The organism is Microbispora rosea (genome assembly GCF_900156315.1).
GTDB lineage: Bacteria > Actinomycetota > Actinomycetes > Streptosporangiales > Streptosporangiaceae > Microbispora > Microbispora rosea.
Genome location: NZ_FTNI01000029.1, coordinates 21,841 through 45,271 on the forward strand (window position 1 = coordinate 21,841; position 23,431 = coordinate 45,271).

At 69.6% G+C, this 23,431-nt stretch carries 28 protein-coding genes and 2 CRISPR repeat arrays; of the genes, 5 read left to right on the forward strand and 23 right to left on the reverse strand.

Going from position 1 to position 23,431, the window contains the following annotated elements; translation table 11 throughout:
• The first annotated feature begins 8 nt into the window (after positions 1-8).
• Positions 9-341: a CRISPR direct-repeat array (repeat unit 28 nt; unit sequence GGACCATCCCCGCGGGCGCGGGGGCGAC).
• Between the two features lie 18 nt (positions 342-359).
• From cas2e to BXA11_RS42575, 12 genes are all read right to left on the reverse strand, one after another.
• Positions 360-665: a type I-E CRISPR-associated endoribonuclease Cas2e gene (gene cas2e, locus BXA11_RS32000; protein ID WP_076440541.1), complete on the reverse strand. Its 306-nt coding sequence runs from the start codon at positions 663-665 to the stop codon at positions 360-362.
• Positions 662-1,693 carry a type I-E CRISPR-associated endonuclease Cas1e gene (gene cas1e, locus BXA11_RS32005; protein WP_076440543.1) on the reverse strand — a complete coding sequence of 344 codons (1,032 nt, stop codon included), beginning with the start codon at positions 1,691-1,693 and terminating at the stop codon, positions 662-664. The genes cas2e and cas1e overlap by 4 nt, the downstream gene beginning before the upstream one ends.
• 7 nt (positions 1,694-1,700) lie before the next feature.
• Entirely contained in the window at positions 1,701-2,453 is a 753-nt protein-coding gene (cas6e, locus tag BXA11_RS32010; protein WP_076440545.1) for a type I-E CRISPR-associated protein Cas6/Cse3/CasE, read from the reverse strand.
• Between the two features lie 7 nt (positions 2,454-2,460).
• Positions 2,461-3,261, reverse strand: a complete 801-nt coding sequence (gene cas5e, locus BXA11_RS32015; protein WP_076440547.1) for a type I-E CRISPR-associated protein Cas5/CasD — start codon at positions 3,259-3,261, stop codon at positions 2,461-2,463.
• Positions 3,261-4,385 (reverse strand): type I-E CRISPR-associated protein Cas7/Cse4/CasC, encoded by a 1,125-nt coding sequence (cas7e, locus tag BXA11_RS32020; protein WP_076440549.1) that lies wholly within the window; start codon positions 4,383-4,385, stop codon positions 3,261-3,263. The genes cas5e and cas7e overlap by 1 nt, the downstream gene beginning before the upstream one ends.
• A 34-nt stretch (positions 4,386-4,419) precedes the next feature.
• Complete coding sequence (casB, locus tag BXA11_RS32025; RefSeq protein WP_076440551.1) at positions 4,420-5,013, reverse strand: type I-E CRISPR-associated protein Cse2/CasB; 594 nt, start codon at positions 5,011-5,013, stop codon at positions 4,420-4,422.
• Positions 5,014-5,067: 54 nt separating this feature from the next.
• Positions 5,068-6,699 (reverse strand): type I-E CRISPR-associated protein Cse1/CasA, encoded by a 1,632-nt coding sequence (gene casA / locus BXA11_RS32030; RefSeq protein ID WP_076440554.1) that lies wholly within the window; start codon positions 6,697-6,699, stop codon positions 5,068-5,070.
• A gap of 210 nt (positions 6,700-6,909) precedes the next feature.
• Positions 6,910-9,711 (reverse strand): CRISPR-associated helicase Cas3', encoded by a 2,802-nt coding sequence (gene cas3 / locus BXA11_RS32035; RefSeq protein ID WP_275409762.1) that lies wholly within the window; start codon positions 9,709-9,711, stop codon positions 6,910-6,912.
• Between the two features lie 188 nt (positions 9,712-9,899).
• A CRISPR array of direct repeats spans positions 9,900-10,961; the repeat unit is 24 nt; unit sequence GTCGGCCCCGCGCCCGCGGGGATG.
• Positions 10,962-11,284: 323 nt separating this feature from the next.
• Complete coding sequence (locus BXA11_RS41655) at positions 11,285-11,485, reverse strand: hypothetical protein (RefSeq protein WP_083744732.1); 201 nt, start codon at positions 11,483-11,485, stop codon at positions 11,285-11,287.
• 216 nt (positions 11,486-11,701) lie between these two features.
• A complete protein-coding gene (locus tag BXA11_RS41665; protein WP_083744734.1) occupies positions 11,702-11,932 on the reverse strand; it encodes a hypothetical protein in 231 nt (76 codons plus the stop codon).
• Entirely contained in the window at positions 11,929-12,219 is a 291-nt protein-coding gene (locus BXA11_RS42570) for a hypothetical protein (protein WP_143734633.1), read from the reverse strand. The genes BXA11_RS41665 and BXA11_RS42570 overlap by 4 nt, the downstream gene beginning before the upstream one ends.
• A gap of 106 nt (positions 12,220-12,325) precedes the next feature.
• On the reverse strand, positions 12,326-12,754 hold the full coding sequence (locus tag BXA11_RS42575) for a hypothetical protein (protein WP_143734634.1): 429 nt from the start codon (positions 12,752-12,754) through the stop codon (positions 12,326-12,328).
• A 77-nt stretch (positions 12,755-12,831) separates the two neighbouring features.
• On the opposite strand from BXA11_RS42575, the gene BXA11_RS42580 reads away from it, so the two are divergent.
• Positions 12,832-13,380, forward strand: a complete 549-nt coding sequence (locus tag BXA11_RS42580) for a GNAT family N-acetyltransferase (protein WP_076440560.1) — start codon at positions 12,832-12,834, stop codon at positions 13,378-13,380.
• A gap of 41 nt (positions 13,381-13,421) precedes the next feature.
• On the opposite strand, the gene BXA11_RS32055 is transcribed toward BXA11_RS42580, so the two are convergent.
• The 3 genes from BXA11_RS32055 to BXA11_RS32065 are packed head-to-tail and all read right to left on the reverse strand — an operon-like array spanning position 13,422 to position 16,283.
• Positions 13,422-14,303 (reverse strand): hypothetical protein, encoded by an 882-nt coding sequence (locus BXA11_RS32055; RefSeq protein WP_076440562.1) that lies wholly within the window; start codon positions 14,301-14,303, stop codon positions 13,422-13,424.
• Entirely contained in the window at positions 14,293-15,951 is a 1,659-nt protein-coding gene (locus BXA11_RS32060; RefSeq protein ID WP_076440564.1) for a relaxase/mobilization nuclease domain-containing protein, read from the reverse strand. Before BXA11_RS32060 ends, BXA11_RS32055 begins: the two co-directional genes overlap by 11 nt.
• Positions 15,948-16,283, reverse strand: a complete 336-nt coding sequence (locus tag BXA11_RS32065; protein WP_076440566.1) for a hypothetical protein — start codon at positions 16,281-16,283, stop codon at positions 15,948-15,950. Before BXA11_RS32065 ends, BXA11_RS32060 begins: the two co-directional genes overlap by 4 nt.
• 163 nt (positions 16,284-16,446) lie before the next feature.
• Here BXA11_RS32065 and BXA11_RS32070 point away from each other — a divergent pair, with 163 nt between their 5' ends.
• From BXA11_RS32070 to BXA11_RS32080, 3 genes are all read left to right on the forward strand, one after another.
• Positions 16,447-16,710, forward strand: a complete 264-nt coding sequence (locus BXA11_RS32070; RefSeq protein ID WP_076440568.1) for a hypothetical protein — start codon at positions 16,447-16,449, stop codon at positions 16,708-16,710.
• 97 nt (positions 16,711-16,807) lie between these two features.
• Positions 16,808-17,128 (forward strand): hypothetical protein, encoded by a 321-nt coding sequence (locus BXA11_RS32075; RefSeq protein WP_076440569.1) that lies wholly within the window; start codon positions 16,808-16,810, stop codon positions 17,126-17,128.
• The gene (locus BXA11_RS32080) at positions 17,125-17,592 is read left to right on the forward strand and encodes a hypothetical protein (RefSeq protein WP_083744736.1); all 468 of its coding nucleotides are present in this window, start codon (positions 17,125-17,127) and stop codon (positions 17,590-17,592) included. Before BXA11_RS32075 ends, BXA11_RS32080 begins: the two co-directional genes overlap by 4 nt.
• Before the next feature lie 464 nt (positions 17,593-18,056).
• Here the strand turns inward: BXA11_RS32080 and BXA11_RS32085 are convergent, their stop codons facing one another.
• From BXA11_RS32085 to BXA11_RS32110, 7 genes are all read right to left on the reverse strand, one after another.
• Positions 18,057-18,503: a hypothetical protein gene (locus tag BXA11_RS32085; RefSeq protein ID WP_076440571.1), complete on the reverse strand. Its 447-nt coding sequence runs from the start codon at positions 18,501-18,503 to the stop codon at positions 18,057-18,059.
• 91 nt (positions 18,504-18,594) lie between these two features.
• The gene (locus BXA11_RS32090; RefSeq protein ID WP_076440573.1) at positions 18,595-18,933 is read right to left on the reverse strand and encodes a hypothetical protein; all 339 of its coding nucleotides are present in this window, start codon (positions 18,931-18,933) and stop codon (positions 18,595-18,597) included.
• A gap of 288 nt (positions 18,934-19,221) precedes the next feature.
• On the reverse strand, positions 19,222-19,875 hold the full coding sequence (locus BXA11_RS32095) for a P-loop NTPase family protein (RefSeq protein ID WP_076440575.1): 654 nt from the start codon (positions 19,873-19,875) through the stop codon (positions 19,222-19,224).
• 48 nt (positions 19,876-19,923) lie between these two features.
• A complete protein-coding gene (locus tag BXA11_RS43405) occupies positions 19,924-20,073 on the reverse strand; it encodes a hypothetical protein (RefSeq protein WP_159454866.1) in 150 nt (49 codons plus the stop codon).
• Between the two features lie 127 nt (positions 20,074-20,200).
• Positions 20,201-20,464 carry a DUF1883 domain-containing protein gene (locus tag BXA11_RS32100; RefSeq protein ID WP_076440577.1) on the reverse strand — a complete coding sequence of 88 codons (264 nt, stop codon included), beginning with the start codon at positions 20,462-20,464 and terminating at the stop codon, positions 20,201-20,203.
• A 167-nt stretch (positions 20,465-20,631) separates the two neighbouring features.
• Entirely contained in the window at positions 20,632-21,015 is a 384-nt protein-coding gene (locus tag BXA11_RS32105; RefSeq protein WP_076440579.1) for a hypothetical protein, read from the reverse strand.
• A 307-nt stretch (positions 21,016-21,322) separates the two neighbouring features.
• Positions 21,323-22,003 (reverse strand): hypothetical protein, encoded by a 681-nt coding sequence (locus tag BXA11_RS32110; RefSeq protein ID WP_076440581.1) that lies wholly within the window; start codon positions 22,001-22,003, stop codon positions 21,323-21,325.
• 1 nt (position 22,004) lies between these two features.
• Here BXA11_RS32110 and BXA11_RS44065 point away from each other — a divergent pair, with 1 nt between their 5' ends.
• Positions 22,005-22,199 carry a hypothetical protein gene (locus BXA11_RS44065; protein WP_076440583.1) on the forward strand — a complete coding sequence of 65 codons (195 nt, stop codon included), beginning with the start codon at positions 22,005-22,007 and terminating at the stop codon, positions 22,197-22,199.
• A 69-nt stretch (positions 22,200-22,268) separates the two neighbouring features.
• Here BXA11_RS44065 and BXA11_RS32120 read toward each other — a convergent pair whose 3' ends face one another.
• Complete coding sequence (locus BXA11_RS32120) at positions 22,269-23,366, reverse strand: tyrosine-type recombinase/integrase (RefSeq protein WP_204053981.1); 1,098 nt, start codon at positions 23,364-23,366, stop codon at positions 22,269-22,271.
• Positions 23,367-23,431: the final 65 nt, after the last annotated feature.

Here is a 23,431-nt window from a genome sequence, read left to right on the forward strand (position 1 = left end):
GAATGGGGGGACCATCCCCGCGGGCGCGGGGGCGACCTGGGTCGCCGCAACGCCTGCCGCTGGACCCGCGGACCATCCCCGCGGGCGCGGGGGCGACTCCCGCGTCACCGGCGGCCTGGGCCGGAACAACGGACCATCCCCGCGGGCGCGGGGGCGACCAAGAGTACACCGCCATCATGAAACGGCCTATGGGACCATCCCCGCGGGCGCGGGGGCGACGGCCCTTTCGTGTCGAGCCCGATCGCGACGGGAGGACCATCCCCGCGGGCGCGGGGGCGACATCCGGGCTCGGAAGACGCCGCAGCTCCGCAACGGACCATCCCCGCGGGCGCGGGGGCGACACTTGCTGAGCTGCGCGTTTATCTGGCCTGGGGGCGGTTTTCATTCGGTTGGGTTCGGCGGCGTGCCGACAGGATGAGGCCGTCGAAGTCGGTGGGGCGCCAGCGGTCTTTGCCTGCGGTACGGACGCTCCATCCTTGTTCGTTGTTGGCGGGTTCGACGAGGATGGCTTGGCCGTCTCCGATGCGGGTGGCAAGCAGGTCCCATAGTCGGTCACGGATTCGGCGGCTGGGGTTGCCGACGAAGACCCCGGCGTTGACTTCGACCATCCATCGTGTGAGGTGGCCGCGGAGGCCTGCGGGAGCGGCGATGAGGACGACGGTCATGTTGATGACCCGGGCGTGTCGAATTCGGGGCCGATGACGGCGATGTGGTCTTCACCCATGGTTGGCTGGACAAGGTTGAGGCCGAGGTTGATGGCCAGGTCGGACTCGTCGGCCCAGTTGATGCCGCCCGCCACGGTACCAAGGCGTTCGTCCCAGAGCTGGTTCAGATCATCTTCGCGCACCTCTGATTCGCCGGGGGTGAGGAGGTTTTTGATGTCGGTGACGATCCGATCGAGGAGGCGGGTCTGGGCAATGCGGTCGCGAAGGCCGATGCGGGCGTCGCGTTCTTCGGTGAGGCCTTTGGCGGCGAGGTCGAAGGCCAGGGGGATGGTGTAGTCGGCTTTGTAGAGGTCGGCGATGTCCAGGACGAAGGAGATGGCCGTGCCGGTGTGAACGAAGCCGAGGCCGGGGCTGGCTCCGATGCCGACAATGACGGCGTGGCAGATCCCGTAGAGGGCGGCGTTGGCGGCCGACAGGAGGCGGTTGAGGTCGTCGCCGGCGGCGTGAGCGTCGCCGGCGCGGTATTCGCGGCGGTTCCAGGCGACGCCGGTGCGCTGGGAATGCGCTTGGTAGAGCTTGCGGACGCGTGCTCCTTCACGTCCGCGGAGCTGCTGCATAGTGGCGGTGGAGACGTCCTCGCCGGGAAAGCGCATCGCGTACATGGCGCGGGCGACGTTCAGGCGTTCTTTGGTTCGGGTGACGAGCCAGGCTTGTCGGTGCAGGAGGTTGGCACCGCGTGCGGGGCCAAGGCCGGCTGCGTACATGCGGACGCCTTGTTCGCCGACCCAGCACACGGTGGTGCCGGAGTCGGCGAGCAGGCGGATCGCGCCGTGGGTGACGCGGGTTCCGGGGCCCACCAGCATGACCGCGACCATCGCGGCGGGGACACGGACGGTCTCGCGTTTGTTGATGATGACGACGGCGTTTTCGTCCCGGTCGATGTGGCTGCGTTCGACGTAGACGCTGGAGACGCGGTCGGAGACGCGGTGCAGGTCGTGCGGGTGGGCTTTCCACCAGATGTCAGCCATCTGCGGCTCACTGACCGCCGGGGAGCGGGGCGAGGGTGAGCAGTCCGCATCCGTAGGCCTTGGACGGGCCGATGCCTTGCAGTAGTGCGTCGGTGAGCAGGGCGGTGTCGGTGACGCGCAGGCGGCCTTCGAAGGTCGCGGTGTGCAGGGTGATGCGCTTGCCCCGGTCGCCTTTGCTGAATTCGTGCCGGTTGCGGGCGATGAGCCGCACATCCGGTGCGGGTACGGCCTTGTCGTCGGCGAGGTCGGGGACGGCAGGGTCGGTACGGGCCGGGGGGATGTCGAAGCCGTGCCGGGTCGTGCGGTACAACAGCCAGCCGAGTTGGGCACCTGCGGTGCGGTGTGCGAGCCGGAAGGATCGGCGGTCCCCGGCGGCGATCCGCGCGGCTTGGGCGGGGGTCGGTTTGTCGGGGCGGTTGGTGTTCTGCACGGGGCTGGCGGTCAGCCGGAAGGCGAATTCGCGGCCGGGGGCGATGCGGGCGAGCAGGGGGGTGTAGTCGCCGATGGCGAAGTGTTCGTCGTCGGCGTCTGGCCAGCCGGCGGCCTCGACGATGTGGGTCCAGTCGGGTTTGGACTGGGTGAGGACGAACAGCAGGGGCCGGTGGGGGTTGTCGACATCCAGCCGCCACAAGATGCGTTCGCTGTCGGGGGTGGCGGGGATGCCGGCGCAGACGTAGGCGTGCATGACGCGGGGGCTGGCGAGCATGGCGCGGCTTTGGGCGCGTAGCGGGTTGATTCTGATGCGGGACAGGTAGGTCATTGGGTGGTCACCAGCCCAGCAGGGCGAACGGATCGTGTGCGGAGGCAGCGTCGGACGGCGGGACCGGGGTGTCGAACCCGGTGGGGATGGAGCGCCATAGGTGGGTGACGCGGCGGGTGGCGTGGCGGCGGTCGCGCGGGTCGAACGAGAGCGGTTCGTCGTGCAGGATCTGGTCGCCGTCGGCGGACTCGACGGTCACCATCCGGTCGATGGCCGCCAGCCGCCCGTGCTGTCGTTCGAACTGGGCGCGGGCGGGCTCGCCGGCCTGCCACGGCTGGGTGGTAAGCGCGTCCAGGATCGGCTCGCTGGTGAGGCCGAGCAGGATGGGTTGTGAGGGGACGCAGGGGCGCCGCCCGAGCGCCAGTGGGAACGCGGGGTGGGTGACGGCTTCGGCCAACGATTCCATCAGCGGTTTCGGGCCGGCGACGGCGGCGACGAACACCGCGTCCTGGAGGTAGAAGCGCTGGGTGATGTGGGTGTATTTGGCGGGCGAGGTCGGCTTTTGCACGCCTTTGGCCGAGACCCCTGCCTGGGGCAGCGGGCGGTCTTGGTAGTCGCTGACGGTGTGGTAGTCCCGCAGCAGCGTGCCCTCCTGGTCGACGCGCACCCCCATGCTCAGTCCGAGGAAGTCGCCGAGGGGTTCGTGGCGGGGGTGGCCTGTGGCGGCGGCGAGCAGTCCGATCACTCCGGACTTGGTGGGCTGCGGCCGGGTGTCGCGCCGGTTGAAGGCGCTTTGGTCGCCCCAGGACTGCAGCGGCCCGGCCAGCCGCAGCAACAAAACGGCCTGCTCGGGGCGGGGTTCGGCCATCAGTTCGTCTCCCACGAGGCGGTCAGAGCCTCGTTCAGGCCCGACAGCAGCCGGCTGAAGGGCTGGTTGGCGCCGAATGCCGCGGTGAGGTCGCCGTCGTTGTCGAAGGCGTGCGAGACCGCGACATGCACGGGCGTGTCACCCCACTGCCGGCTGGAGCGCTCGTACTCCTCGGCCAGCCGTGCGGCCGAGGTGGCGGCGATCCCGTCGGCGTTGCGGATGGGCCGTTCGAAGGCGGAGACGAGGTTGACCGGCTGGTCGTCACGGACCACGACCGCGACCAGGCTGGGACGGGTGCGGTGGGCGAAGGAGTTGATGTGCCCGGTCGGCATCGACAGCGCGAACGCTTCGGCGAACCGGGCGACTGCCTCGAGCGCGGCGTCCACGCTGCCGAGGTTGTCGGCGAGCTGGTGCACGCCGACCGTGGCGTACCGGTACAAGGTGGCGGCGTTGAACCCGACGTTGCCGATCATTCCAGCCCCGGACTCGTCGGCCTCGTTCTCGTCGTCGACGGCGGTGTAGTAGTCGGATTCGATCTCGACTGCGTGGGTGGAGATGGCGTGGGCGACCTGGGTGGCGGCGTCCACGTTCAGGGAGGGGATGTCGGCGACCATCCTGCCGAACAGCGCCACACCCATCGGGTGACCGCTCTTGAGCCGGTCGGCCACCGGCAGGTCCTTCGTTGCCGCCTTCAGCTGCTCGTCGTCCAGTCCGGCCAGGGTTTTGGCCTCGTCAGCGATCAGGTCGACGATGTCGTCCAGCTGCCGGTAGCCGAAGAACAGCAGGTAGGCGGTGTCGCCGGCTTTCTTGCCGGCCTTGATGCCCAGCGGTTCCAGCAGCGCACCGGCGATCCGCGCCGCCGCCTCAGCCTCGACACCGGTGCGCGATGCGATGCGCTCGGTCAGCTGCCCGGCGATGCGCTTGGTGCGGGTGCTGTGGTCGGCCTCGGGCAGCTTGTCGTCGAAGGCCCGCCGGGTGGCGCGCTTCCACGCCTGCGACGACACCCGGGCACGGCGCACCCCGCCGAACCGGGCCTCTTTCGGATTGCCCTGGTCGTCCCGGTTCAGGTTCGCCGGGGGAACCGTCTGGATGATGTGGAAGTCCACGTACTGGCGCTTAGACATCGTCGTCTCCGATCAGCTCGGTTGGGGGGATACGTCAGGACGCGGCTGCGGGCTCGTCCTGCGGTGCGGTCTGTTTCCAGACCTGGTAGTCCAGGGCCCAGGTGCGGCGGGCGGCGCGGCGGCGGTCGTCGTAGTGCCAGTCGCGGATGAGCTGCATCAGGTGGCTGTAGTCGAGCGGCTGGTTGATGACGCGGAGCAGATCGATCAGGCCCCGCAGCCGGATCAGCAGCGCGTCGGGGGTCGTGGTTGTGGCCGCCGCTTCCACCCGGTCGTCGATCGCCTTCTCGCTGAACCGGTCGCTGGCGCGCAGCCGCGCCAGTGAGGTCCCGAGCCGCACTCCTGGGCGGTGCATCGAGATGCTCTTGGACTGCTGGTGCAGTCCGTACAGGGCGAGCGCGGCGTGCTCGGCCTTCTGCTCGACCGATGCCTGGCCGCGGCGCGCCAGGTCATCGTTGATCTCGACGGTGTAGTACGGCCACAGCTTGGGGACCTCGCCGAAGCCGCGGCCAAGTCCGGCCCGCATCGCCGCCAGGTCCTCCCCCGGCGGCGGGCCGAGCGGGCGCCGGCTTCGCGTGTCGGTCAGCCAGGTCCCGTCGGCGGCTGCACGATTCCAGTACGGGGTCGCCATCGCGATATCACGCTCCAACGATGAGGGGGTGGGTTTTTCGGGTGGGACCAGAGGTCAGGCGGCACGGCGGTGCTCGGCGGCGCGCGGCAAGATGACCGAAAGATCGCGTCGCAGCGTGCCCTCGACATGGCCGAGCCCGGGCTTGGCTGCCGGCGCCTCCTTATCGCTGCTGCTGCGGCGTGGGGCGAATACCGACTCCGGCACCGCGGCGAACACCTCATCGGCGATCTGGCGGGTGATCCGGTAGGCGACCTGTTCCCAGGCCAGCAGCACCGTCTCCAGTTGTTCGTCGTCGAGGCCGCCCACGTGGCCGAGGACACGGCGCACCACGGGGTCGAGGCGGTGCAGAAGCTGCTGTCCGGGGCGCTGCCCCTTGTCCCAGGGGATCGGGTCCAGTCCCGCGGCACGGCGCAGGTCCGCCGACAGGTGGTTGATCGCCCGGGCGAGCTGCTCGGCCTGGCTGGTCATCTCCACCAGCACCCCGTACAACTCGGCGTCCGCCTGCAGCGCGGCCACCGGCAACGGGATCAGATCGTGGTAGACGTCGTCGACGATGGCCGACTGGGTGCCATACATGATCCCGAACGCCTCGACCCGCAGCGGGTAGTCCTCCTGGAGCGCTCCAACAGCTCGCAGGTCGGCGGCCTGCCTCAGCAGGCTGCTCGTCTCCACCGAGCCGCTATCCAGGTCACTGTGGTGGACGGCCAGCAGCGCTTCCAGACCGCGCCATATCGCCTTGCCGGGCATGTGCCGGCGCGGTTTGCGATCGGCCGCCTTGGCCTTCGCCGCCGGCTTGTCGTACTTCCAGGCGGTGTGCGGCTCCCACTCCGGAAGCTCCCGCATGCGGTCCCCCGCCGCCACGATCACCCGCCTGACCCGCACGCCCTGCGGCGTGTCCTCCGGGATCAGCCGGATCCGGCGCGACTGCCACGTCCACAGGTCAAGCAGCCCGTCCGGGTAGCCGGCGGCGGCCCAGACCGGGCCCGCCGCGGGACGCCGCCACTGCGGGGTACCCAGCAGCGACCTCGCCCCGACGGGCAGGTTCAGCAGCAAGGTTTCGTACAGCGTGCGGCCGGTGGGGATGAGCACGCCGAGCTGGCCCAGCGGACCCGTGGGGTTACCCGTCGTCTTGCCGGCCTTGACCTTGCTGTCGCCCTTGGCGCCGGTCTTGATTGCTGCGGTGTCCCAGCAGTGCGCGTGCACCAGCCACCGCACCGCCTCCGCAGGCGTCAAGGCGGGCGGCTCGGCCTCGGTCCGCGACCCGAACAGCGGCACATTGTTGCCAGTGAACTCCGTCGCCACGAGCAAGCCTGCGCCCTTGGTCTCCCCGCTGACCGCCTCCAGGCTGCCCACCTGAGCGAACGGGGCATGGCCGAACGCCTGGAACCGCTCGCCATGCTCTGCCAGGTACGCCCGGATCCGGTCGCGCTCCGCCTCCGTGAACGCCCCCGCCTCAAAACGCCTGCGCCACTCCGCACGATCAGCCGGCAACCCCACGGCGTCCGCAACGACCGGCAACAACACCTGCCGCAGCAACGCGGGCACCTGCGTCGCAAGCTCGACCACCAGCTCAGTGAACGTGTCCGCCTCGGTCAGGGCCCTCTCGATGCCCACCTCGAGCAAAGCGCCGTCATGCCGCTGCCGCAGCGGCAACCAGCCGTCATGTACCAGGTCGAACCGATCCATCTATGGCCTGCCTTCGGGGGGAAGTGGCGTACCAAGGAAAGTCAGGGGTGAGCGTAGAGGCGGCCACCGACATTTTCTGCCACACCTATATTTCACAGCCCGAATCCCACGCTTTCGGACCCATATAAATAGAAATGCCATTACATGTCACGACCTGCGCAACCGACACTTCTTATCGTCCGGTGCCTCTAATGGGAGCTCTCGAACCCACTACTGCTTGCGGTTGTCGACGACCAATCCCAGGTCTGTGTCGTAGTGGATCGCCCAGCGGTCGAGGCTCGCCTGCCCTTGAGGGTCGAGCTTCAACGCGCGGCTGTTGCGCAGCCACGGATGGTCTCGCCAGCCGTCCAGCGGCTGGAGCTCGCTTTCGGCTGCCCCCGCGAGCTTGGCGGGCAGGCGCACCGTACCGCCCAGAACCTCATCGAGGAGGTCCGCTGGCACTTCCCCGTTGATGCCCAGGCGTCGTCCCGTCCATGTGGCGTAGCCGCTGGAGTCCTCGTGGACGATGACGACTTCGATAGTGGGTTCGCCGTCGCGGACAATCGCCTGAACGATCTCATCGGCGCCCTTGGTCTCGGCGTAGTGCAGACCCTCCAGGGTCGTGTTCTCGTGTTCCTTGAAGCGCGTCAGCAGGAACTTCTGGGCGGTGTCCACGCGGGCCTGCTGATCTGCGTCCCACTTGGCGAACGCCGCGCGTTCCGCCTCGGCCCATGCGTCGGGTACGACCGGCATGTCACCGTAGACGGCTGCGACCAGAGCGGGGACCTGGCCGGGGACGTTCCAGGACGAGTCCTCGACGGCGCAGACGAGCGCGGCGGTGCGCAGCAACAGGTAGCGGCCGTAGATCGCTTCGCTGGCCGGAAGGATCCACGGTGCATACGAGCCGACGGCTTCGAATCCTGTGAGCACGACGCAGGGTTCACAAACCTCTGCGGGTCGGGGGACGTCGTTGTGGCGGTGGAGCCGGCCGATCCGCTGCAGGAGCAGGTCGATCGGGGCCAGGTCAGTGACCAAGATGTCGGCATCGACATCGAACGACTGCTCGGCCAACTGTGTCGCGACCAGGATCGTACGCGGACGGTGTTCGGTTGACGGCCCGAGCCGGGCCAGCGCGGTCTCCGTTCGGTCTGCCCGATGCGCGGCATGCAATCGCCCGTGCAGGAGCAGGACATCGTCGCCGAACTGAGCACGCAGCGCCCGGTAAGTCTCCTGCGCACGGTCGACCGTATTACGGATCACTAGGGCACAGCCGCCGTCGTGCAGACGGTCCGCGAGGAGCGTGACGACCGCATCCGTGCGAACGCCTGGAGCGAAGGCCGATTGGGGCAGCTCGGGGAGCACCTCGACCCGTATGTTGAGGTCCTCCCGCCAGGACGGGCAGTGCTCAACGAGCCGCTGCGGGCCCGATTTCTCCAGCCAGATCGCGGTGACGCTCGGGTAACCGCCGGGGGCCGGCAGATCGAGTGCCGGCGGATCCTCACTCGACGCGGCACCGGCGAGATAGGCGTCGACCAAGGCGCGCCGTTGCGCGGGCGGCAAGGTCGCCGAGAGCAGAACGACCGGCACGCGGGCCTGCCCCAGCCAACGCAGTCCCTCCAACAGAAACTGGGACATGTACACGTCGGCGGCGTGCACCTCGTCCAGGATCACGACTTTGCCGGCCAGCCCGGCCATCCGCAGCATCACGTGCTTGGTACGAGTCGCGGCCAACAGCAGCTGATCGATCGTTCCCACAACCAGCGGGGTCAGCAGCCCTCGTTTGCTGCCCAAGAACCATTCCGCAGGCGCCCGCCGCTCAAGAACCTCGCCGATATCGAACGACGACATCCCGTACAGGGCGTCCTCGTCCACAGTGCCGTAGATGTCGTCCGGGCTGTCGCCGGCCTCCTCCAGCAGAGCCTGCCATTCCCGGTTGAAACGGCGCTTGCCATGCAGCAGCGCCACCTGCGACTCTAGACCCGGCGCCACCTTGCCCGCCCACCAGCGCACCTGGGAGAAGATCGGGTCGCTGGTCGCCTGGGTGGGCATACCGACGAACACCCCATCCGCTCCGAACCGGGCAGCCAGGATCTCCGCCGCCAGCAAAGACGTCTTGGTCTTGCCCTCCCCCATCGGCGCCTCGACGATCACAAGACCCGGGCCGCCCATGCACCGGACGGCATCCATCACCATCACCTGGGAGGGACGCGGACCATGCCCAAAACGGTCCTGGAACACCTCGTTCCCGGGAACTGTGAGCCCGCCCCAACCGCCTCGCAATCCCAACTTCTCCCAAGCTTTGGCAGCGCGCCCGCGGGACACTGACAGACTGACGTCGCGCAGATCATCGATCCCCGGGAAGTGACGTTCATCGCTGGCAATCCAGTCCGCCATCACCACCAAGCCGCTCAGATGCAGCTGATCGGCGCGACTGGGCACCCGTAAGGGCTGAACCTCCTTCAGCCCCTCGAACCCCAACTGGCGGGTGAAGACCTCGACCACAGCCGACTGCACCCGACGCCATCCGAGGCTCTTTCCGTGGAGATGACCCCGCGCGATACGCGGTTCGCACAGCTGCCCCACTGAGGGGAACTTGCCGTGGTGCCCAGCGATCAAAGGCCAAATCCATGAGATGTGGTCGTCGGCCCACCCTGCTTCTCCCAATACGTCCCGGATGAGCTTCCCGCCTGCCCGGTCGTGGCGCCAACGCTGCCGACCGGTGTGCATCCAGGTCAGCCCCGAGTGCCGGACTGCCCGTGCCGCCGTCTCGTCCATCTGCTGAAAAGCCGGGGTCGCCTTCCCGCAATCATGGATGCCACAGATCCAGGCGAAGAACCGGCGCCCGCGCCCAGGACCTCCCGCCACATCCTGCAGCCAGGCCTTGGTCGACGGGGCGAGGTAGCGATCCCAGATCTGCTCGGCGACCGCAGCGGTATCGAGAAGGTGACACATCAGCAGGTTCATACGTCCTGCCGCCTTCGCGGCCGACTTTCCCCATAAAACACCCAACTGCCGTGCTACATCCGGATCCACGGACCCCAGCTCATACTCGTCCAAGGACCTCCTCCTTCACATCGTTCGTGGACCGGTCAAAACACTAGAAGCCGCCACCGACAGGAGCAGGCGATCGTCAGATAGGGTCGCCCGTGGGATCCGAACAGAGCTGAATCGAACTGAATGAAAAACGACACTAGAAGCCAAGAACCCTCTGGTCAGCAAGTGTCGGCCCCGCGCCCGCGGGGATGTTCCGATGGACGTGCCGTTGATGTTGATGTCCACGACGTCGGCCCCGCGCCCGCGGGGATGGTCCTCCGGCCGCACCGCCCGCCGTGGCGTCGACGTCGTCGGCCCCGCGCCCGCGGGGATGTTCCCCTCTCGGTCAGCGCCTGGACGATTTCCCGGGCGTCGGCCCCGCGCCCGCGGGGATGTTCCGAGATCCTCCGCGTGCTCGACGTATTCGGGCCTGTCGGCCCCGCGCCCGCGGGGATGTTCCCCGTTGCGGTCCGGCGAGACCTCCACCGCGGAGGTCGGCCCTGCGCCCGCGGGGATGTTCCCGGGCAGCGCAGGCGAGTCACGGCGTACCCCCCGTCGGCCCCGCGCCCGCGGGGATGTTCCCTCGACGGGTCTGATCTGCTCGACATCGTTCGGGTCGGCCCCGCGCCCGCGGGGATGTTCCCGCCGAGCCGATAGCCCGGATCACCTCAGCACTCGTCGGCCCCGCGCCCGCGGGGATGCTCCCTGGCAGGGCGGGTACGTAACCGCGTTCGGCGCGTCGGCCCCGCGCCCGCGGGGATGCTCCGCACGGCGGGTCCTGGTCGCTGCGGTCGCCGACGTTGGCCCCGCGCCCGCGGGGATGCTCCCGGCGTCGAGACCGATATCGAGGTGCTGCGTGGGTCGGCCCCGCGCCCGCGGGGATGCTCCTCGGGCGATAGCCAGGAACACGCCGGAGGAAATGTCGGCCCCGCGCCGGCGGGGATGCTCCGCGGTTGTCACGGTCCTTCGCGGTCTCGTAGAAGTCGGCCCCGCGCCCGCGAGGACGCTCCCTGGGTGCGCATCCTCGAAGTCGGCGGGGGCCTGTCGGCCCCGCGCCCGCGGGGATGCTCCTGAAGATGGCGAGGGCGAGGCCTGCGTCGAGATGTCGGCCCCGCGCCCGCGGGGATGCTCCTACCTCCACGGTGATGATGTCCGGCGGCAAGGTGTCGGCCCCGCGCCCGCGGGGATGCTCCCCTCCCGGCGATCGAGGTCCTGGCCGGCGCCGCGCCGGCCCCGCGCCCACGGGGATGCTCCAGTCGACGACCTGGATCTCGACCTGCGGGAGATGTCGGCCCTTCACCAGGTCGATGCATCAGTGGCTGATCAGGAGCGCCTCGTCCTTCAGGTAGCTCGGCATCAGAGGCAACCGTCAGCGCACGGCCCCCTTCTTGCGCATTCCGGCCGCACCTGTACGAGGAATAGAGCCGAGGCTGCGCGCGATCACTGCGCCACACCGCGACAATGCGACCGACAGCTCCACCATCAGCCACCCTGGAAGCCGTCGTGAGCCGAGTCCGCTCACCTGTAGCAGCCGTGTGAGCGCGGCCGCCTGGTCGGCCTTTGGTACGGCCGCTCACCCTGTGTGGTTGAGCACGTCCCGGGCGGCGTAGCCGTCGTCGGCCGCTACGGCGCGGATGGTGAGCGTGGTGGGCTCGGCGCGGCCGTCCGAGGTGTCGACTCCTCCGGCCGCGTCGACCACCGATAAGCCGAGCCGGGTCCGGAACACGACCAGGCTGGGGGCTGTGTCGTCGAGCCTCCGGTAGCGGCTCAGCATCTCCGCCGCCGTACGGTCGTCGCCGGGTCGGCACAGGGCGGGCCAGGCAGGCGGTGACGGCGTCCTACCATGGCTCTCCCTCCGTGATGTCGTCCAGCAATGCACGGGCGGTGGTGTGTCGCCCGCCAGGGCGTGGGCGATGACGGCGACCTGGCGGCCGTCGAGCATCCGGTGGCCCACGCCGTTGCGGGCGCGGAGGTGGTTCAGGGCGTCGTTCTAGCAGCCGGCGCCGGTGAGGGCGCGGGTGCCGTCCGCGAGGTGGACCCTCCAGAGCCATTGGAGGATGTCCTGGTGGTCGTCCGCGGTCTGGGTGAGGGTGGAGAAGGGGACGGGCAGGCCGTCGACGGTGGTGTCGGTACGGGCGTTCAAGGCCTCGTACAGGCCGTCCAGGAGAGTGAAGGGGTGGGCTCCGTCGCCTGCGCGGATGTGCAGCCGGGCGAGGTTCACGAGGGTTCGAGGGCGTGCCGGGCTGCCCGCCCCGTGAGGGGGCAGGAGGTCAGGTAGAGGGCGGCGTGGTGGGGCACCAGGTGCGGGCCAGGTCGGGCAGGCCGAGGTCGATGGCCAGGAGGGCGGCCTGGGTTGAACACCGTCGATGCCTTCGACGTGTCGCTGTCGCGTTCGGCGGTGCCGGCCAGCTCGCACAGGTCGCCCACGCGGGTGTTGAGCGGGGCGCAGGCCGGGCGGGGCCGGGCGACGAGGGGGAACCGCACAAACGACACCTGGGTGGGCTCCATCAGCGTGCTACTCCCAGGTGACGAGGATCGGGTGAGTGAGCCGATCGAGGACGAACCGCCTGTGGTCGGGGGCTGGTGCGGGCCGGGTGTCCATGTCCTCCAGGTCCTACAACGCGAGCGTAGCGCGGCGGGCGTCGCCGGCGAGCGCGGCGAGCAGCGCGCGGACACATTGCGCTTCGGCGGTGCCCGCGCAAGCGTAGCCAGCCGCGCGCATGTCCGACCGCGTCACGAACGACACGGAGACCGGGTTCGGCTGGCCACACACCCGCCTGCTACACAACCAGTCGTTCGTGCTTGCCCGGGTTGGCCCGGTCGACTCCGCCGTCGCCGCGCACACCGCGGCGATCGCGCCTACCCCGCCTGGCGGACCCGGCAGATCGTCCAGGTGCGCCTCCACCAGGCCGTCACCGCCGTACGCCACGGCAACATCACCGATGGCGTCGTCCACGCTGCCGCCGCGCTGCAGACGCTCCCCACCGAGCAGCGCGCTATCTTCGTCCGGACGGCCGCCGACAACGTGCCCCACCGTGCCCATCAGCGAAGCCAAGCGGCCCGCCGTCGCCGAGTACCGTGAACTCCTCGCACTGCCCCCGCCCAGTGAGGACCCTTGGGATGCCCAGCCTCCGCTACGAACGCACCGCCAACGACGACGCCGCCACGGCGCTCAGCAACGAATACGCCCGCCTCTACCAGGACGTCTACGCCGAGCCGCCGTATAACGGCGGCCCCCTGTACGAGCGGGACCGGTTCCTCGACCGCACCCGCCGCCAAGTCGAACAGCCCGGGTTCGAGCTGCTGTCCGCCATCGACACCGCCACAGGCGAACTGGCCGGCTTCTGCTTCGGCTTGACCTTCGCACCCGAGAAGTGGTGGCGCGGCGACATCACCGAGCCGCCCGCCGAGGTCCTCGCCGCGCCGAAGGCCACCGTCATCGAGCTCGTGCTCCGCAAGCAGTACCGCGGACACGGCCACGGGCACCGCCTCCTCGCCCAGTGGCTCGCCGGACGCACCGAGCCGTACGGCATGCTCCTCGCCCACCCCGAAGCTCCCGCACACGCCCTGTACCTCCGCTGGGGCTGGCAGATCGTCGGTACCTGCCAGCCAGCTCCTGACGCCGACATCTCCGACGTCCTCGTGCTCGACCTGGCACCCACCGCCTGACTGCCCGCGCTCGATGTCGTCCTCCCCACGCACGTGGGGGTTCATGGAGCAGGCGGACTGGCTGTGGTTGCAGAAGCTTCATGGCGCAGCGGACGGGTCGGGGATGTTGAGCTGGGCGCAGGGTTGTCAACGACGGACTTCACCACCTGGTCGATCGTGTGTGGGTGATCGAGGGCGGCCAGAGCCGCCGCCGTACTGGTCCGGGTGGCTACAGCAACGTCTACGGCTTGCAGCGGCAGGTTCGTACGGCTCTCCAGGACCGACCGCAGTTCCTCGTCCGTGGGTGCAGCGGCGCCGGGGCAGGCGCCCAACTCGTCCAAGAGTCCGTGCGCGCGCTGCTCAGCGGCGCGTTCCCATCGCGCGCGCTCCCAGTCCTCACGGAAGGGGCCGTGCTCGAAGCTGTCGAACACCGCCTCGTGCCCGACGCCGACGGTGACTGCCGCGCGCCGCGGGGCGGGGCCACGGGCGTCACGGGAAAACGACGGGGCGGCCTGACGCATCGCCTCCAGTCGGCTCATCCCGTCTGCGCGCCGCCGGTCGTAGTCCGCCATCGCCTGCGGGTGCAGCGTGCGCAGCCGCTCCTCGCACTTGCGTACGGCCGCCTCCGCGGTGGGGTCGTCGGCCGCGTGTGGCACGGCAGTGCTCCAGACCCTGCCGACGTCGAGCAGGTCGGCCTCGCCGAGCCAGCGCGCATCTTGGGCTGGCGCCCAGCGGGTCCGGGCGGCTTGCCGTACAGCGTGCGCCTGCCGTTCCAGCTCCCGCCGGGCGGCGAGGTCACGGGCCTGCGCGATCTCGGCGCGGCGCCGCGCGACGTCGACTCCGGCCTGGACGGCGACCGCGAGAAGGGAGGTCAGCTGGGCGGTGCGCCCGGCTGCTCTTCCCAGTGCTTCGCGCATCGGGTCGTCGTAGTGCTCACCATCCATGCCGGGGCTCCCTGACCATGCTTTCGGACTGCCCGGGAGGGTCCTGGGGCAGCCGTACGGGGTGAAGGTGAGCGGGAGGCGTTGCCGACACCGTGACCTGGGTAAGCAGCCGGTTCGCCGCCTGGCGGGCGGCGGCTTCCTGGGCGGCGCGCTGCTGGGCTCGGCGCAGGTCGGCGACTGCGGCGACGAGGGAGGTCAGCGCGCCGATGACGACCACGCCGGCGAGCGTCGTGTCCCGGCTCATGGTGCCCGACAGAGCTAGCAGCCGGACCGCGGAGCGTAGCCGTATGCCCTCCGGTGACGGCGCCGGAATCCGGCCGTAGGGGGTGCGGGCGGCGCGCTCGTATTCGTCGGCCGCCTTGGCCAGGACCGGGTTGCCGAGCGCGGCGGCGGCCACGCGCAGGGAGTCGGCGGCGGCCCATGCGGCGTCGGCGGCCGAGGCCGGGTCCTGCCTGATGCGGGCCGCTGCGGCTGACGCCGCTTGGGCGGCCTCGCCGTACAGCGCCTCCCGTTCGGCCCGCGCCCAGTCTTCCCCGCCGGTACGCCACCGGCGGCGCAGCCTGGGTAGGGTGAGCCAGCCGGCCAGGCGGCCCCCGGCATACCAGATTGGCTCCCCGCTCCCCCACCTGTCGCGGCCGGGCGTGCGGGTCATGCCGGGCAAGCTGACGGCGTAGCCGGTGACCTGGCCGGGGTTGGTCTGGCTGTGGCGCAGTCGTACGAGTACGCCCTGCTCGGCAAGGCGGCGGAAGAAGTCCTGTTCGCCCAGCGCGGCACGAGCGGCGGCCGCGACCTTCTCCCGGAGTTCGTCCTGGGGCGTACGCCGCCAGCGGGCGCGCAGCTTGGGCCAGGTCAGGTCGGCGGCCAGCGCCCCTCCCCCGTACCAGACGAGGGCGCCGGCGGCGGTGCGGTGGTGGTCGAGCGCCACCGCGTACCCGACGACCTCGCCGTCGTCGCGCCGTCGCAGCCTCACGCGCACGCCCACCTGGGCCAGCCTGGCGATTAAGTCCTCGGTCGAGAGCGTGGCGGCCGCCGCTGCCGCAACGTGGCGCCGCAGTGTCTCGCGCGGGATCTGCGACCAGCCGCGCCGCCCGGCCTGCTCGCGCTCGGCCCGGGTCGGCCGCTTGGCAGCGGTGCGGTCCCCCGGCGCGGTACGGCGCAGGCCGAGCTCGGCCTCCACGGCCCGGCAGACCTCCCGCAGCCGGTAGAAGTCGTTGGAGGTGCGAGCCTTGCCGCCGTCCTGCCGGGCGATGGTCGCGACGATATGGATGTGGTTGTCGCCGTGGTGGACGGCGACCCAGCGCACCGCCTCCGCCTCCTGCCCGTACGGCGCGAGCCCGGTACGGTGCATGACCTCGCGGGCGACGTACGCCCACTCGGCGTCGGTCAGGTCGCGGTCCTGCGGTGCGGCGCGGACGATGCAATGCCAGACGCGCTCGGCCTCGCCGATTGCCGCGCACGGCTGCCGAAGCAGGGTGGTGAGCCGGGTGAAGTCGCGCTTGCCGCCCGCGCGCAGCGGCAGCTCGAGCTCGTCCGGCTCCCGCCAGCCGGCGACCAGGTGCGGGTTGACGTGCTCGTTGGCCCTCCCCGGGCCGTACAGGTAGCGCAGCAGCCCTGCCACGCGGCCGCCGCGCCGTACCTTGCCGATCACGGGATCTTTTTCAGTACGGCGTGCGCCGCCTCATCCAGCCGGGCGACGAACCGCATGCAGGCCGCGGCGTACAGGCGCAGGGTCGGCGGCTCCTCCCCCGTCGTGTGCAGCGCCGCCACCGTCTGGTTGAGGTTCACGCCGATCTTGCGGACCTGTTCGCTCGCCCGCACCAGCTCCCTGAGCGCCCCCCTCAGCGCAGCGACCTGCGACCCAGCCTGACCTCGCGCGGCGGCCAAGGCGGCGTTGGCGGCGTACGCGCCGCGCGACAGCCCTTCGCGGGCAGCGGCCTCCTCCAGTTCGGCGTACTCGCCGTCGTCGAGCGAGAACTGCACGACGCGGCGCCGCCTCGGCCCCCGCCGCCGACGGCGCCTCCCCTGCCCGTCCCCATCCATCGCCAGCGACCCTGGCCGTCCACCATTGCCCGCACCGTGACGTCATCGCCGCGGCAGGATTGCGAGCCATGGCGGAGGCAGGAAGGTCCAGATCACCATCACCGTGGACGCCGACATCCTCGAATACGCCGAGCACCTCGTCGCGGCAGGCAAGGCCGCCATCGTGACCGCGGTCTTCAACGACGCCGTCAACGAAAAGCGCATCGCTGACCAGCGCGCGCTGGCTCTGCTGCGCGAACGCGCCCGGCAGGCCGACCCCGCCCGGGTGGCCCGGATGGCGCGGCACGTGAACCGCCAGCTGACTGAGCACGGTTTCCCGGCGGCATGGCCCTCGACATCATCCATCCACCAGTCCGGTTCGCAGTGATCGAAGCCGTTTCATCTCAGGTCACGCCCGAGGTGGGTTCGCCGAGTGACCGCCGGATTCGGCCCTAGGCTGTCAGCGGTCTGTCACGCTGGGTGACGTGCTGCTGGCGTACGTGGATGAGAGCTACACCCGCAACCGCTACTCCATGGTTGCGCTGCTGGTCCCGGACGTCCAGGCGATCTCCCTGACGCGCGCCCTGGGCGAGGTCGTGGCGGGGGCCGCGCAGGCGTACGAGGTTGTCCTGCCGGCGGAGTTGCACGGCACGGACCTGTTGCACGGCAATCGTGGCTGGGCGCCGATCGTGCAGATGCGGCGGGCGGCAGTCGGGGTCTATCACGCGGCGTTCCTGGCCATCGCCGACCACGAGGTGGCTACGGGCCCGATCCCGAGGAGGCCTCCAGGGGACGATGCCGTGTGAGGGCGAGCACCGCTTGGGCGGATGAGTCGTTCCAGGAGCACGACACGACCGGCTTCTACATCATCGCTGCCGTGATCATCCCCGCTTCTGCACAGGAGTCGGCTCGTGCGGAGATGCTGCAGGCGCAGGCCCGGCACGCCCCGGCGAAGCTGCACTGGGTCGCCCGCGATGACAAAGAGCGGTTGGAGCTGGCGTACACGGTGGCCGGAATCGACGGGTTGCATGTCGTTGCGGTCGGGTCCCCGGTCCACCAGCGCAGACAAGAGCGCGCCCGCGCCTACTGCCTTCACCAGCTGGTGCTCGAACTGCACGGGTTCGGAGTCGAGCAGCTGTTCATGGAGGCCCGCCAGCCAACGCTCAACACCAGGGACGTCACCACTGTGCAGCATGCCCGATACACCCTGCCCAAGGGCACCCGCTTCCGCATCAATCATCTACCCGGCGCGGGCGAGGCCCTGCTGTGAGTCGCCGATATCGTGGCCGGCGCCGTCCGCGCAGAGAAGCTGGGCGACCCTCGCTACCGGGAGATTCTCGGCGACAGAGTGATCGACTTCCCCGTGAGGGTGCTCTGATCCGAACCCTGAAACGCGCCAGGCCAGGCTCCCGGTCATGCCCCAGGTCACCTGGCCTCACGGCTTCCAGGAACCCGCGGTTCCCGGCGTCACCGACAGACTACCTCGGGTGACTATGCCACCGGAAGCGCAGCAACTCAGCCGGACCGTCAGCCGCTACAGATCAAGCGCGCCCTGGATGACTTCGATCTTTTGGCGAGCACATACGGTTGATGCTGGTCGCCGACGCGGCACGAGTCTTGAACCTCCCGCCTTGGGAGTTCGCCGCCTACCGGACGCTCCCTTGCCCGGATGCGGGCGTGGGAGCGTCAACCCGGCCTTCTTCTGTGGTGACCAGCGTCGTCAGGTTGTGGAAATCAAGGTTGGCAGGAGTCGTCGCGATCGCCGGACGAGGCCAGCCGCTGCCGCCAATGGGCTCCTCCGGGTGCGGGCCAGGTGTCTTCCGCCACCCGCCTCTCCCACCGATGCACATAGTCCCGGAACCCGGCCTCCGTCCGCGGCATGTCCAGCCACTCCCGGGCCACGAGTCTGAACTCGCGCATGACCAGGGCATCGGTGTCGGCCCCGTAGTCGACGGGCCAGCCGTCGAGGATGTCGTCGATTTCCATCCAGGCGCGGTAGAGCCCGCCTACCCCCCACAGGTGCTCGAAGTACGGCCGCTCCATACAGTTCCACGCTGCTTCGAGGACGAAGCCGCGTATCTGCTCCACATCCCCGCTGACGAGGACGTCTTGCATGAGCGGATCAATCTTCGCGGCGAGCCCAGCGAGCAACTTCAGATCCACAGGCTCGAGATCGCTCATGACTCCAGCATCGCAAGAGGTGCTGAACTGCTTGCGGTCGGCGCGGCCAAGCCTTGATGATCGATGGGCTCACCGGCTATGAGCTGCGCTTTCAGGATGGAAAAGGCTTGCGGATGTGCCACGTCTCTCCGGGGCACATGGGCCGCGCGTAGGTGTAGCGCTTTCCGGTCTCCGTCGTCGCGGTGAACCGGTCGTCGGGCAGGGGAGTGACGCGGCAGCGGTTTGGCGGCGGAATCTTTTCGGTGGATCGGCCGGGAGGAAGGCTGGTGTACACGCCGCCGCTCCAGGTGACCACGACGTTCTCGCCGGTCTCATTGACGATCAGGAAGATCTCGTCCCGGTAGGGCTGGCATGCGGCCAGAGCGAGGGTCACCAGGACCACCGCCCCGGCCAGCGGCCGAATGCGCTTGCGGCTCGCGCTTTGCACCACTTGTCCTCGTCTCCGTCGACCATGTGTGTCCGGGGTCTTTGAACCGCGCCGAGTTCCGTAGAGCCTCTGATGTGGCTCGGGTTTCGCCGCGCGCACGCCATTGCTCCCACACTCGTTGCACGACCGCGCCCGGTCGTAGGACTCCCGCCGCCCCGGGAGTCGTAAGCATGGTTTATGCATATCTTGCTTCGCCTTCTGCGTCGGGTTCACGGTGACTGAAGATCTTTCAGGGGGAACCCACGGCTGTTCAGCGTTTCAGGGTCGAGACCGCGTCGGGTTCGGCTCGACTCACGCCGGGGGACGGTGGCCGGCGCCGAGTGGCGCTTCCTCAATCGTTTCGATGGGTCGCTCGAGCAGGGTCCGGGCAACGTCGGCGTAGGCGATCGCGGTCGCCCAGCTGAGGTTGAACGCCATCGCCAGGTGCAGGGGATCGGTCTCGACCGCGAGCGCCTCGTGCAGGATGCGGTCGCCGCGGATCTGCTCGAGCTGAACCCCCTGCAGCAGCAGATGGCAGCTGAGGTAGTAGTCGCTGACCGGCTGGGTGCCGGTCGCGGTGACCGTCGAGACCAGCACAGGCCACATCCTCGCGAATCTTCGGGGCGTGCCGCTCGCTCCAGCGGGTGATGGGCACGCCGCCTTGAGGCTGTTGGGCCAGGCGCGGTACAGCCGGACGAACGACTGGAAGTGTGGAATCTGCTGCTCCTCGAGGGTTCTCCAGGCGTCGAGCACGTGGTCGGCACCCACCTGGGGGTTGGCCACGACGGCGTACCGGACGCCGAGCTCTGCGACACGGCGCGCTGTCCGGAGGGTCGGCAGAATCGACTCCGGCTCATGCTCGTACGGGATCAGCACGAAGGTGGAGGCCCGGACAATCTGGGGGAGGATCTCGCGGCCTTCCAGGCTGCCCGGGCAGTCGATGAAGACCGTGTCGTACTGGCGCATCCGACGGACCTCGGCAACCCGGGCGGGGTCGAGCTCGTGGACGACGTCCTAGCCGGGGGAGTCCATGACGCTGGTGAGGTCGTAGGCGTTGGCCTGGGGGTCGATGTCCCAGACGAAGGCACGGCCGTTCGCCTTGACAGTGTGTGCGGCCAGCGAAAGCGTGAGCAGACGGAGGCGCATGCGTCGCACTGCCATCATCGGTCACATTCTCAGGGCTGATCTGAGTGGCTATCGCCGTCTGACAGGGCGGTGAGGAGTAAGCGCGGGATCCGCTCATGAGGCCTCCGACCGCTGAACGTCCTCGTGAATGGCTGCGGACGCGCGGTCAGTCGAAGATCTCAGTGACCCAGACCTTGACCCGCTGGCCGTTGCTGTCGACGACGAGATACCAATAGTCGTCGTAGGGCACCTCCAGGACGACGGGGCTGACGTCATAGAAGCCGCCGTAATACTCGTACTCGCCGCCGTCGAGATATGCCTGATAGTGGTCGATGTCCATGAGGCAAACTCTGGCGGCTGAGCCGCGCAGCTCCACCTCGAAGCAGGCACCGCCTGCGCGAGATCCGAGATCCCAGTAGAGATGCTCCACACGTTATTGGTAGCGGGTCACGCAATGGGCAGGAACCCTGGTACGCATCCGCGCTGGGCGTCGCTCGCGGACGTCAGCAGCGGCGCGGCCGGCGGCTCGATTATCCCTACCTCCACCAACTGGGCGCCGACGCTTGTTGTCACCAGCCCTTCCGCCGCCCCGGGCCTCTACGCCGGCACCGTCACCCACTCCGTCGCCTGACGCACGCGCGGCCAAACCCCGCCTACCAGGGCCCACCGCTCGGGTCGGTGCGACCAGCCCGGCTTCCCGACAGGTAGCGGCGGCGGGGCGGCCCTCCTCATGAAAGTGACGTACTCGGTGACGGTCTCGGCGGTCGCCGGCAGCGGGACGCGCCCGCGCTCGGCGCACCAGGTGGTGAAGGCCGACCAGTCGCGGGCGTAGGCGCGGCGGGTCGATTCGGGCATGCCGGCGAGGACGGCGGCTCGGGCGGCGTCGCTCAGGGCGAGGTCGGCGGCGGAGTGCACGGGCCGAGCGTCGACGACCGCGGGGACGGCCGCGCTGCCGGGTGGGCGCGGGGCGAGAGCGGTCACTGGTGCGCCTCCCGGGGCTGCTGTTGACTCCTGAGAAGATCACTATCTACAACTCCGCTCCTGCCTTTTAGGAGGAGGCCACTGTCCCGCAGACTCGGCCGTCACCCACGCGGAAGACCAGACGGGTGCCTCCTGGGAAGACGACTTAAGGGTGGGTGGGGGTCGCCTTCTGCCAAGGGGTGGTGGTCGACGGCTGCCGGGGGCGCGCGGCGCCGAGCTGGCCGACGAGGGCCAGGACGACGGGGTCTCGACCCGAGGCTGGGGCGGCCTCAGGCCCGTGAAATCGCGAGCGCCGTGGGAGTTCCGCTCAACCAGGCGAGGGTGCCCCCACGAGGGAGATGAGGGGGCCCATGGCAAGCCGATCGCCGAATGCTTTCGACGTCGTCAAAGAATCTCGAGCTTCTCCCGGGCTCCACTGGATGGCGACCAGGTCGGAGCCGTACTCCTGGGCCAGCTGACGACGCAGCTGCAAGTCGACGTCGTTCACCTCTATTACGGCCCGGTTCCGCTCGACGTCGATATGGCCTCCCAAGATCCTCGGGTCGCCGGCCGGTGACATTAGGGCGTCCAACACGGCCTCGAGCTCCGCCTTGCTGTGCCGCACCTGCCGTACGACCGGAATGATCGTGAAGGGGGTCCGTACATGGTCGGGCCAGGCGACACCGGTGAGCGGTGCGGCGGCCAGCGCCCGCCCACGTTCGGTGATGTATGGAGCGACCAGTCGGTACGGCCGCTTCAGCAGGTACGGCGGGGCGAGGTCCTTCGGGTGGGCCTCCGTGCGTTGCATGGCTGCGTCCAGCGCGTAGTTGAACGGCTCGATTCGCGAGTCGTAGGGCTCCTTGAGCCAATCGGACCAGTCCATGGTGAACACCTCGACGGCCTCGGGCGTCGCGCGTTCCACGACAAACCGGCCCGACACGGGGGACGCGGGGCCCAGAGTGAGCGCATAGAGGATGAACAGCGTGAGGATCACCCTAAGCGTATGCACAGTGCCGCAGTCTAGAACGATCTTCGATCTTCAGCTGAGGGAATCCACCTGGCTGGCCGTGATGGGGATCATCGCGGCCAGCCGGGGAGCAGCGGGGACCGTTCGGCTCCTCGGTCTACTCCTCGCGCTCGCCGCCGATCAGCTCCACAAGTTGCTCGCGGGTCGCGGCGAGCTTGGCCAGCGCTTCCAGCTCTGAGAACACCCACCGTCGCGGCTATCACACAGACCTACTTTGCGGCTCGTGACACGGACCAGAGTGGAGGGGCTACAGGCCGGTCACGGGGTTGTCGGTCCAGCGGTCGCCCTCCTCCAGGTAGCCGAGCAGGGCCTTGGAGCCGTCGGCCCACCCACCGTGGCGGCCGATCCTCTCCAGGGCAGCGCCCGCACGGCGGGCGGCGGTAGCGAAGCCGCGCCGCAGTGAGTGACCGGTCCAGCGACCCTCCAGCCCGGCAGCCTCGGCGATGCGGGAGACAACGTCGGCGATGGCGTCGGCGGTCATGCGGCCGCTCGGGTCGCCGATCTGCTTGCCGCCCCTGGTGAGCGGGGGAGCGATGCGGCCGTGGCGGTCGATGCGGACCAGCAGCGGGCCCGACGTGCGGCCAGCCTCGGCCATGGCCGCCAGGAGGTCACGCACCGCGCGAACGGGGCAGGTCTCCGGGATCTTGCCGTACGGAACGGCGGTCTCCGTGAACGCCTTGATCTTGCGGCGGTAGACGCTGACGAGCAGCCCGTCCGGGGTGTCCTTCACGTCGGCGATGTCCAGGGCGGCCAGCTCCGAGACACGGGCGGCGCAGGCGTACCCGAGCAGCAGCAGCGCGGCGTCCCGCTTACCCGCCAGGGTCGAGCGGTCGAGCGTGGCCAGCATCATGCGCAGGGCGTCCGGCACGGCGGGGTCGGCCTTGCGCGTGCGGGAGGCCGGGTCCTTGCTCAGGGCCAGGCGCTCGCGGTAGCCGGACAGGACCTTGCGCGCGGCCTTGGTCTGCGGCGGGGCCTCGTCGGCGGCGTTGTGCATCGTGCGGATGGCGGCCAGGGCCCGCTCGATGCTGGACGGGGCCAGCGGACGGCCGGTCTTGGCCGACGGCGTCACCGTGAGGTGCGTGACGTACTCGGTGACGGTCTCGGCCGTCACCGGGAGCGAGACGCGGCCGTGCTCAGCGCACCAGGCGGTGAAGGCGGACCAGTCGGCGGCGTACGCGCGCCGGGTCGACGCGGGGATGCCCGCCAGGACGGCCTCCCGGGCGGCGGCGCTCACGGCGAAGTCGGCGGCCGAGTGAACGGGCCGGGTGACGATCTCAGCGGGGAGGATCTCGGCCGTGACGATCTCGTCGGCGGGGGTGATGCGGGCGGGGAGAAGGTCGGTCACGGGCGGGCTCCTTGGGGCGCTTGCTAACTACTGATAAGGAACATTATCAGGAGACAAGATGAGGA

Excerpts from the sequence above, each read along its gene's own strand:
- cas2e (WP_076440541.1), bottom strand. The coding sequence starts at position 665 with ATGACCGTCGTCCTCATCGCCGCTCCCGCAGGCCTCCGCGGCCACCTC.
- cas1e (WP_076440543.1), bottom strand. The coding sequence starts at position 1,693 with ATGGCTGACATCTGGTGGAAAGCCCACCCGCACGACCTGCACCGCGTC.
- cas6e (WP_076440545.1), bottom strand. The coding sequence starts at position 2,453 with ATGACCTACCTGTCCCGCATCAGAATCAACCCGCTACGCGCCCAAAGC.
- cas5e (WP_076440547.1), bottom strand. The coding sequence starts at position 3,261 with ATGGCCGAACCCCGCCCCGAGCAGGCCGTTTTGTTGCTGCGGCTGGCC.
- cas7e (WP_076440549.1), bottom strand. The coding sequence starts at position 4,385 with ATGTCTAAGCGCCAGTACGTGGACTTCCACATCATCCAGACGGTTCCC.
- casB (WP_076440551.1), bottom strand. The coding sequence starts at position 5,013 with ATGGCGACCCCGTACTGGAATCGTGCAGCCGCCGACGGGACCTGGCTG.
- casA (WP_076440554.1), bottom strand. The coding sequence starts at position 6,699 with ATGGATCGGTTCGACCTGGTACATGACGGCTGGTTGCCGCTGCGGCAG.
- BXA11_RS41655 (WP_083744732.1), bottom strand. The coding sequence starts at position 11,485 with ATGCTGAGCCGCTACCGGAGGCTCGACGACACAGCCCCCAGCCTGGTC.
- BXA11_RS42570 (WP_143734633.1), bottom strand. The coding sequence starts at position 12,219 with ATGGAGCCCACCCAGGTGTCGTTTGTGCGGTTCCCCCTCGTCGCCCGG.
- BXA11_RS42575 (WP_143734634.1), bottom strand. The coding sequence starts at position 12,754 with ATGGGCACGGTGGGGCACGTTGTCGGCGGCCGTCCGGACGAAGATAGC.
- BXA11_RS42580 (WP_076440560.1), top strand. The coding sequence starts at position 12,832 with ATGCCCAGCCTCCGCTACGAACGCACCGCCAACGACGACGCCGCCACG.
- BXA11_RS32055 (WP_076440562.1), bottom strand. The coding sequence starts at position 14,303 with ATGGATGGTGAGCACTACGACGACCCGATGCGCGAAGCACTGGGAAGA.
- BXA11_RS32085 (WP_076440571.1), bottom strand. The coding sequence starts at position 18,503 with ATGAGCGATCTCGAGCCTGTGGATCTGAAGTTGCTCGCTGGGCTCGCC.
- BXA11_RS32095 (WP_076440575.1), bottom strand. The coding sequence starts at position 19,875 with ATGCGCCAGTACGACACGGTCTTCATCGACTGCCCGGGCAGCCTGGAA.
- BXA11_RS43405 (WP_159454866.1), bottom strand. The coding sequence starts at position 20,073 with ATGATGGCAGTGCGACGCATGCGCCTCCGTCTGCTCACGCTTTCGCTG.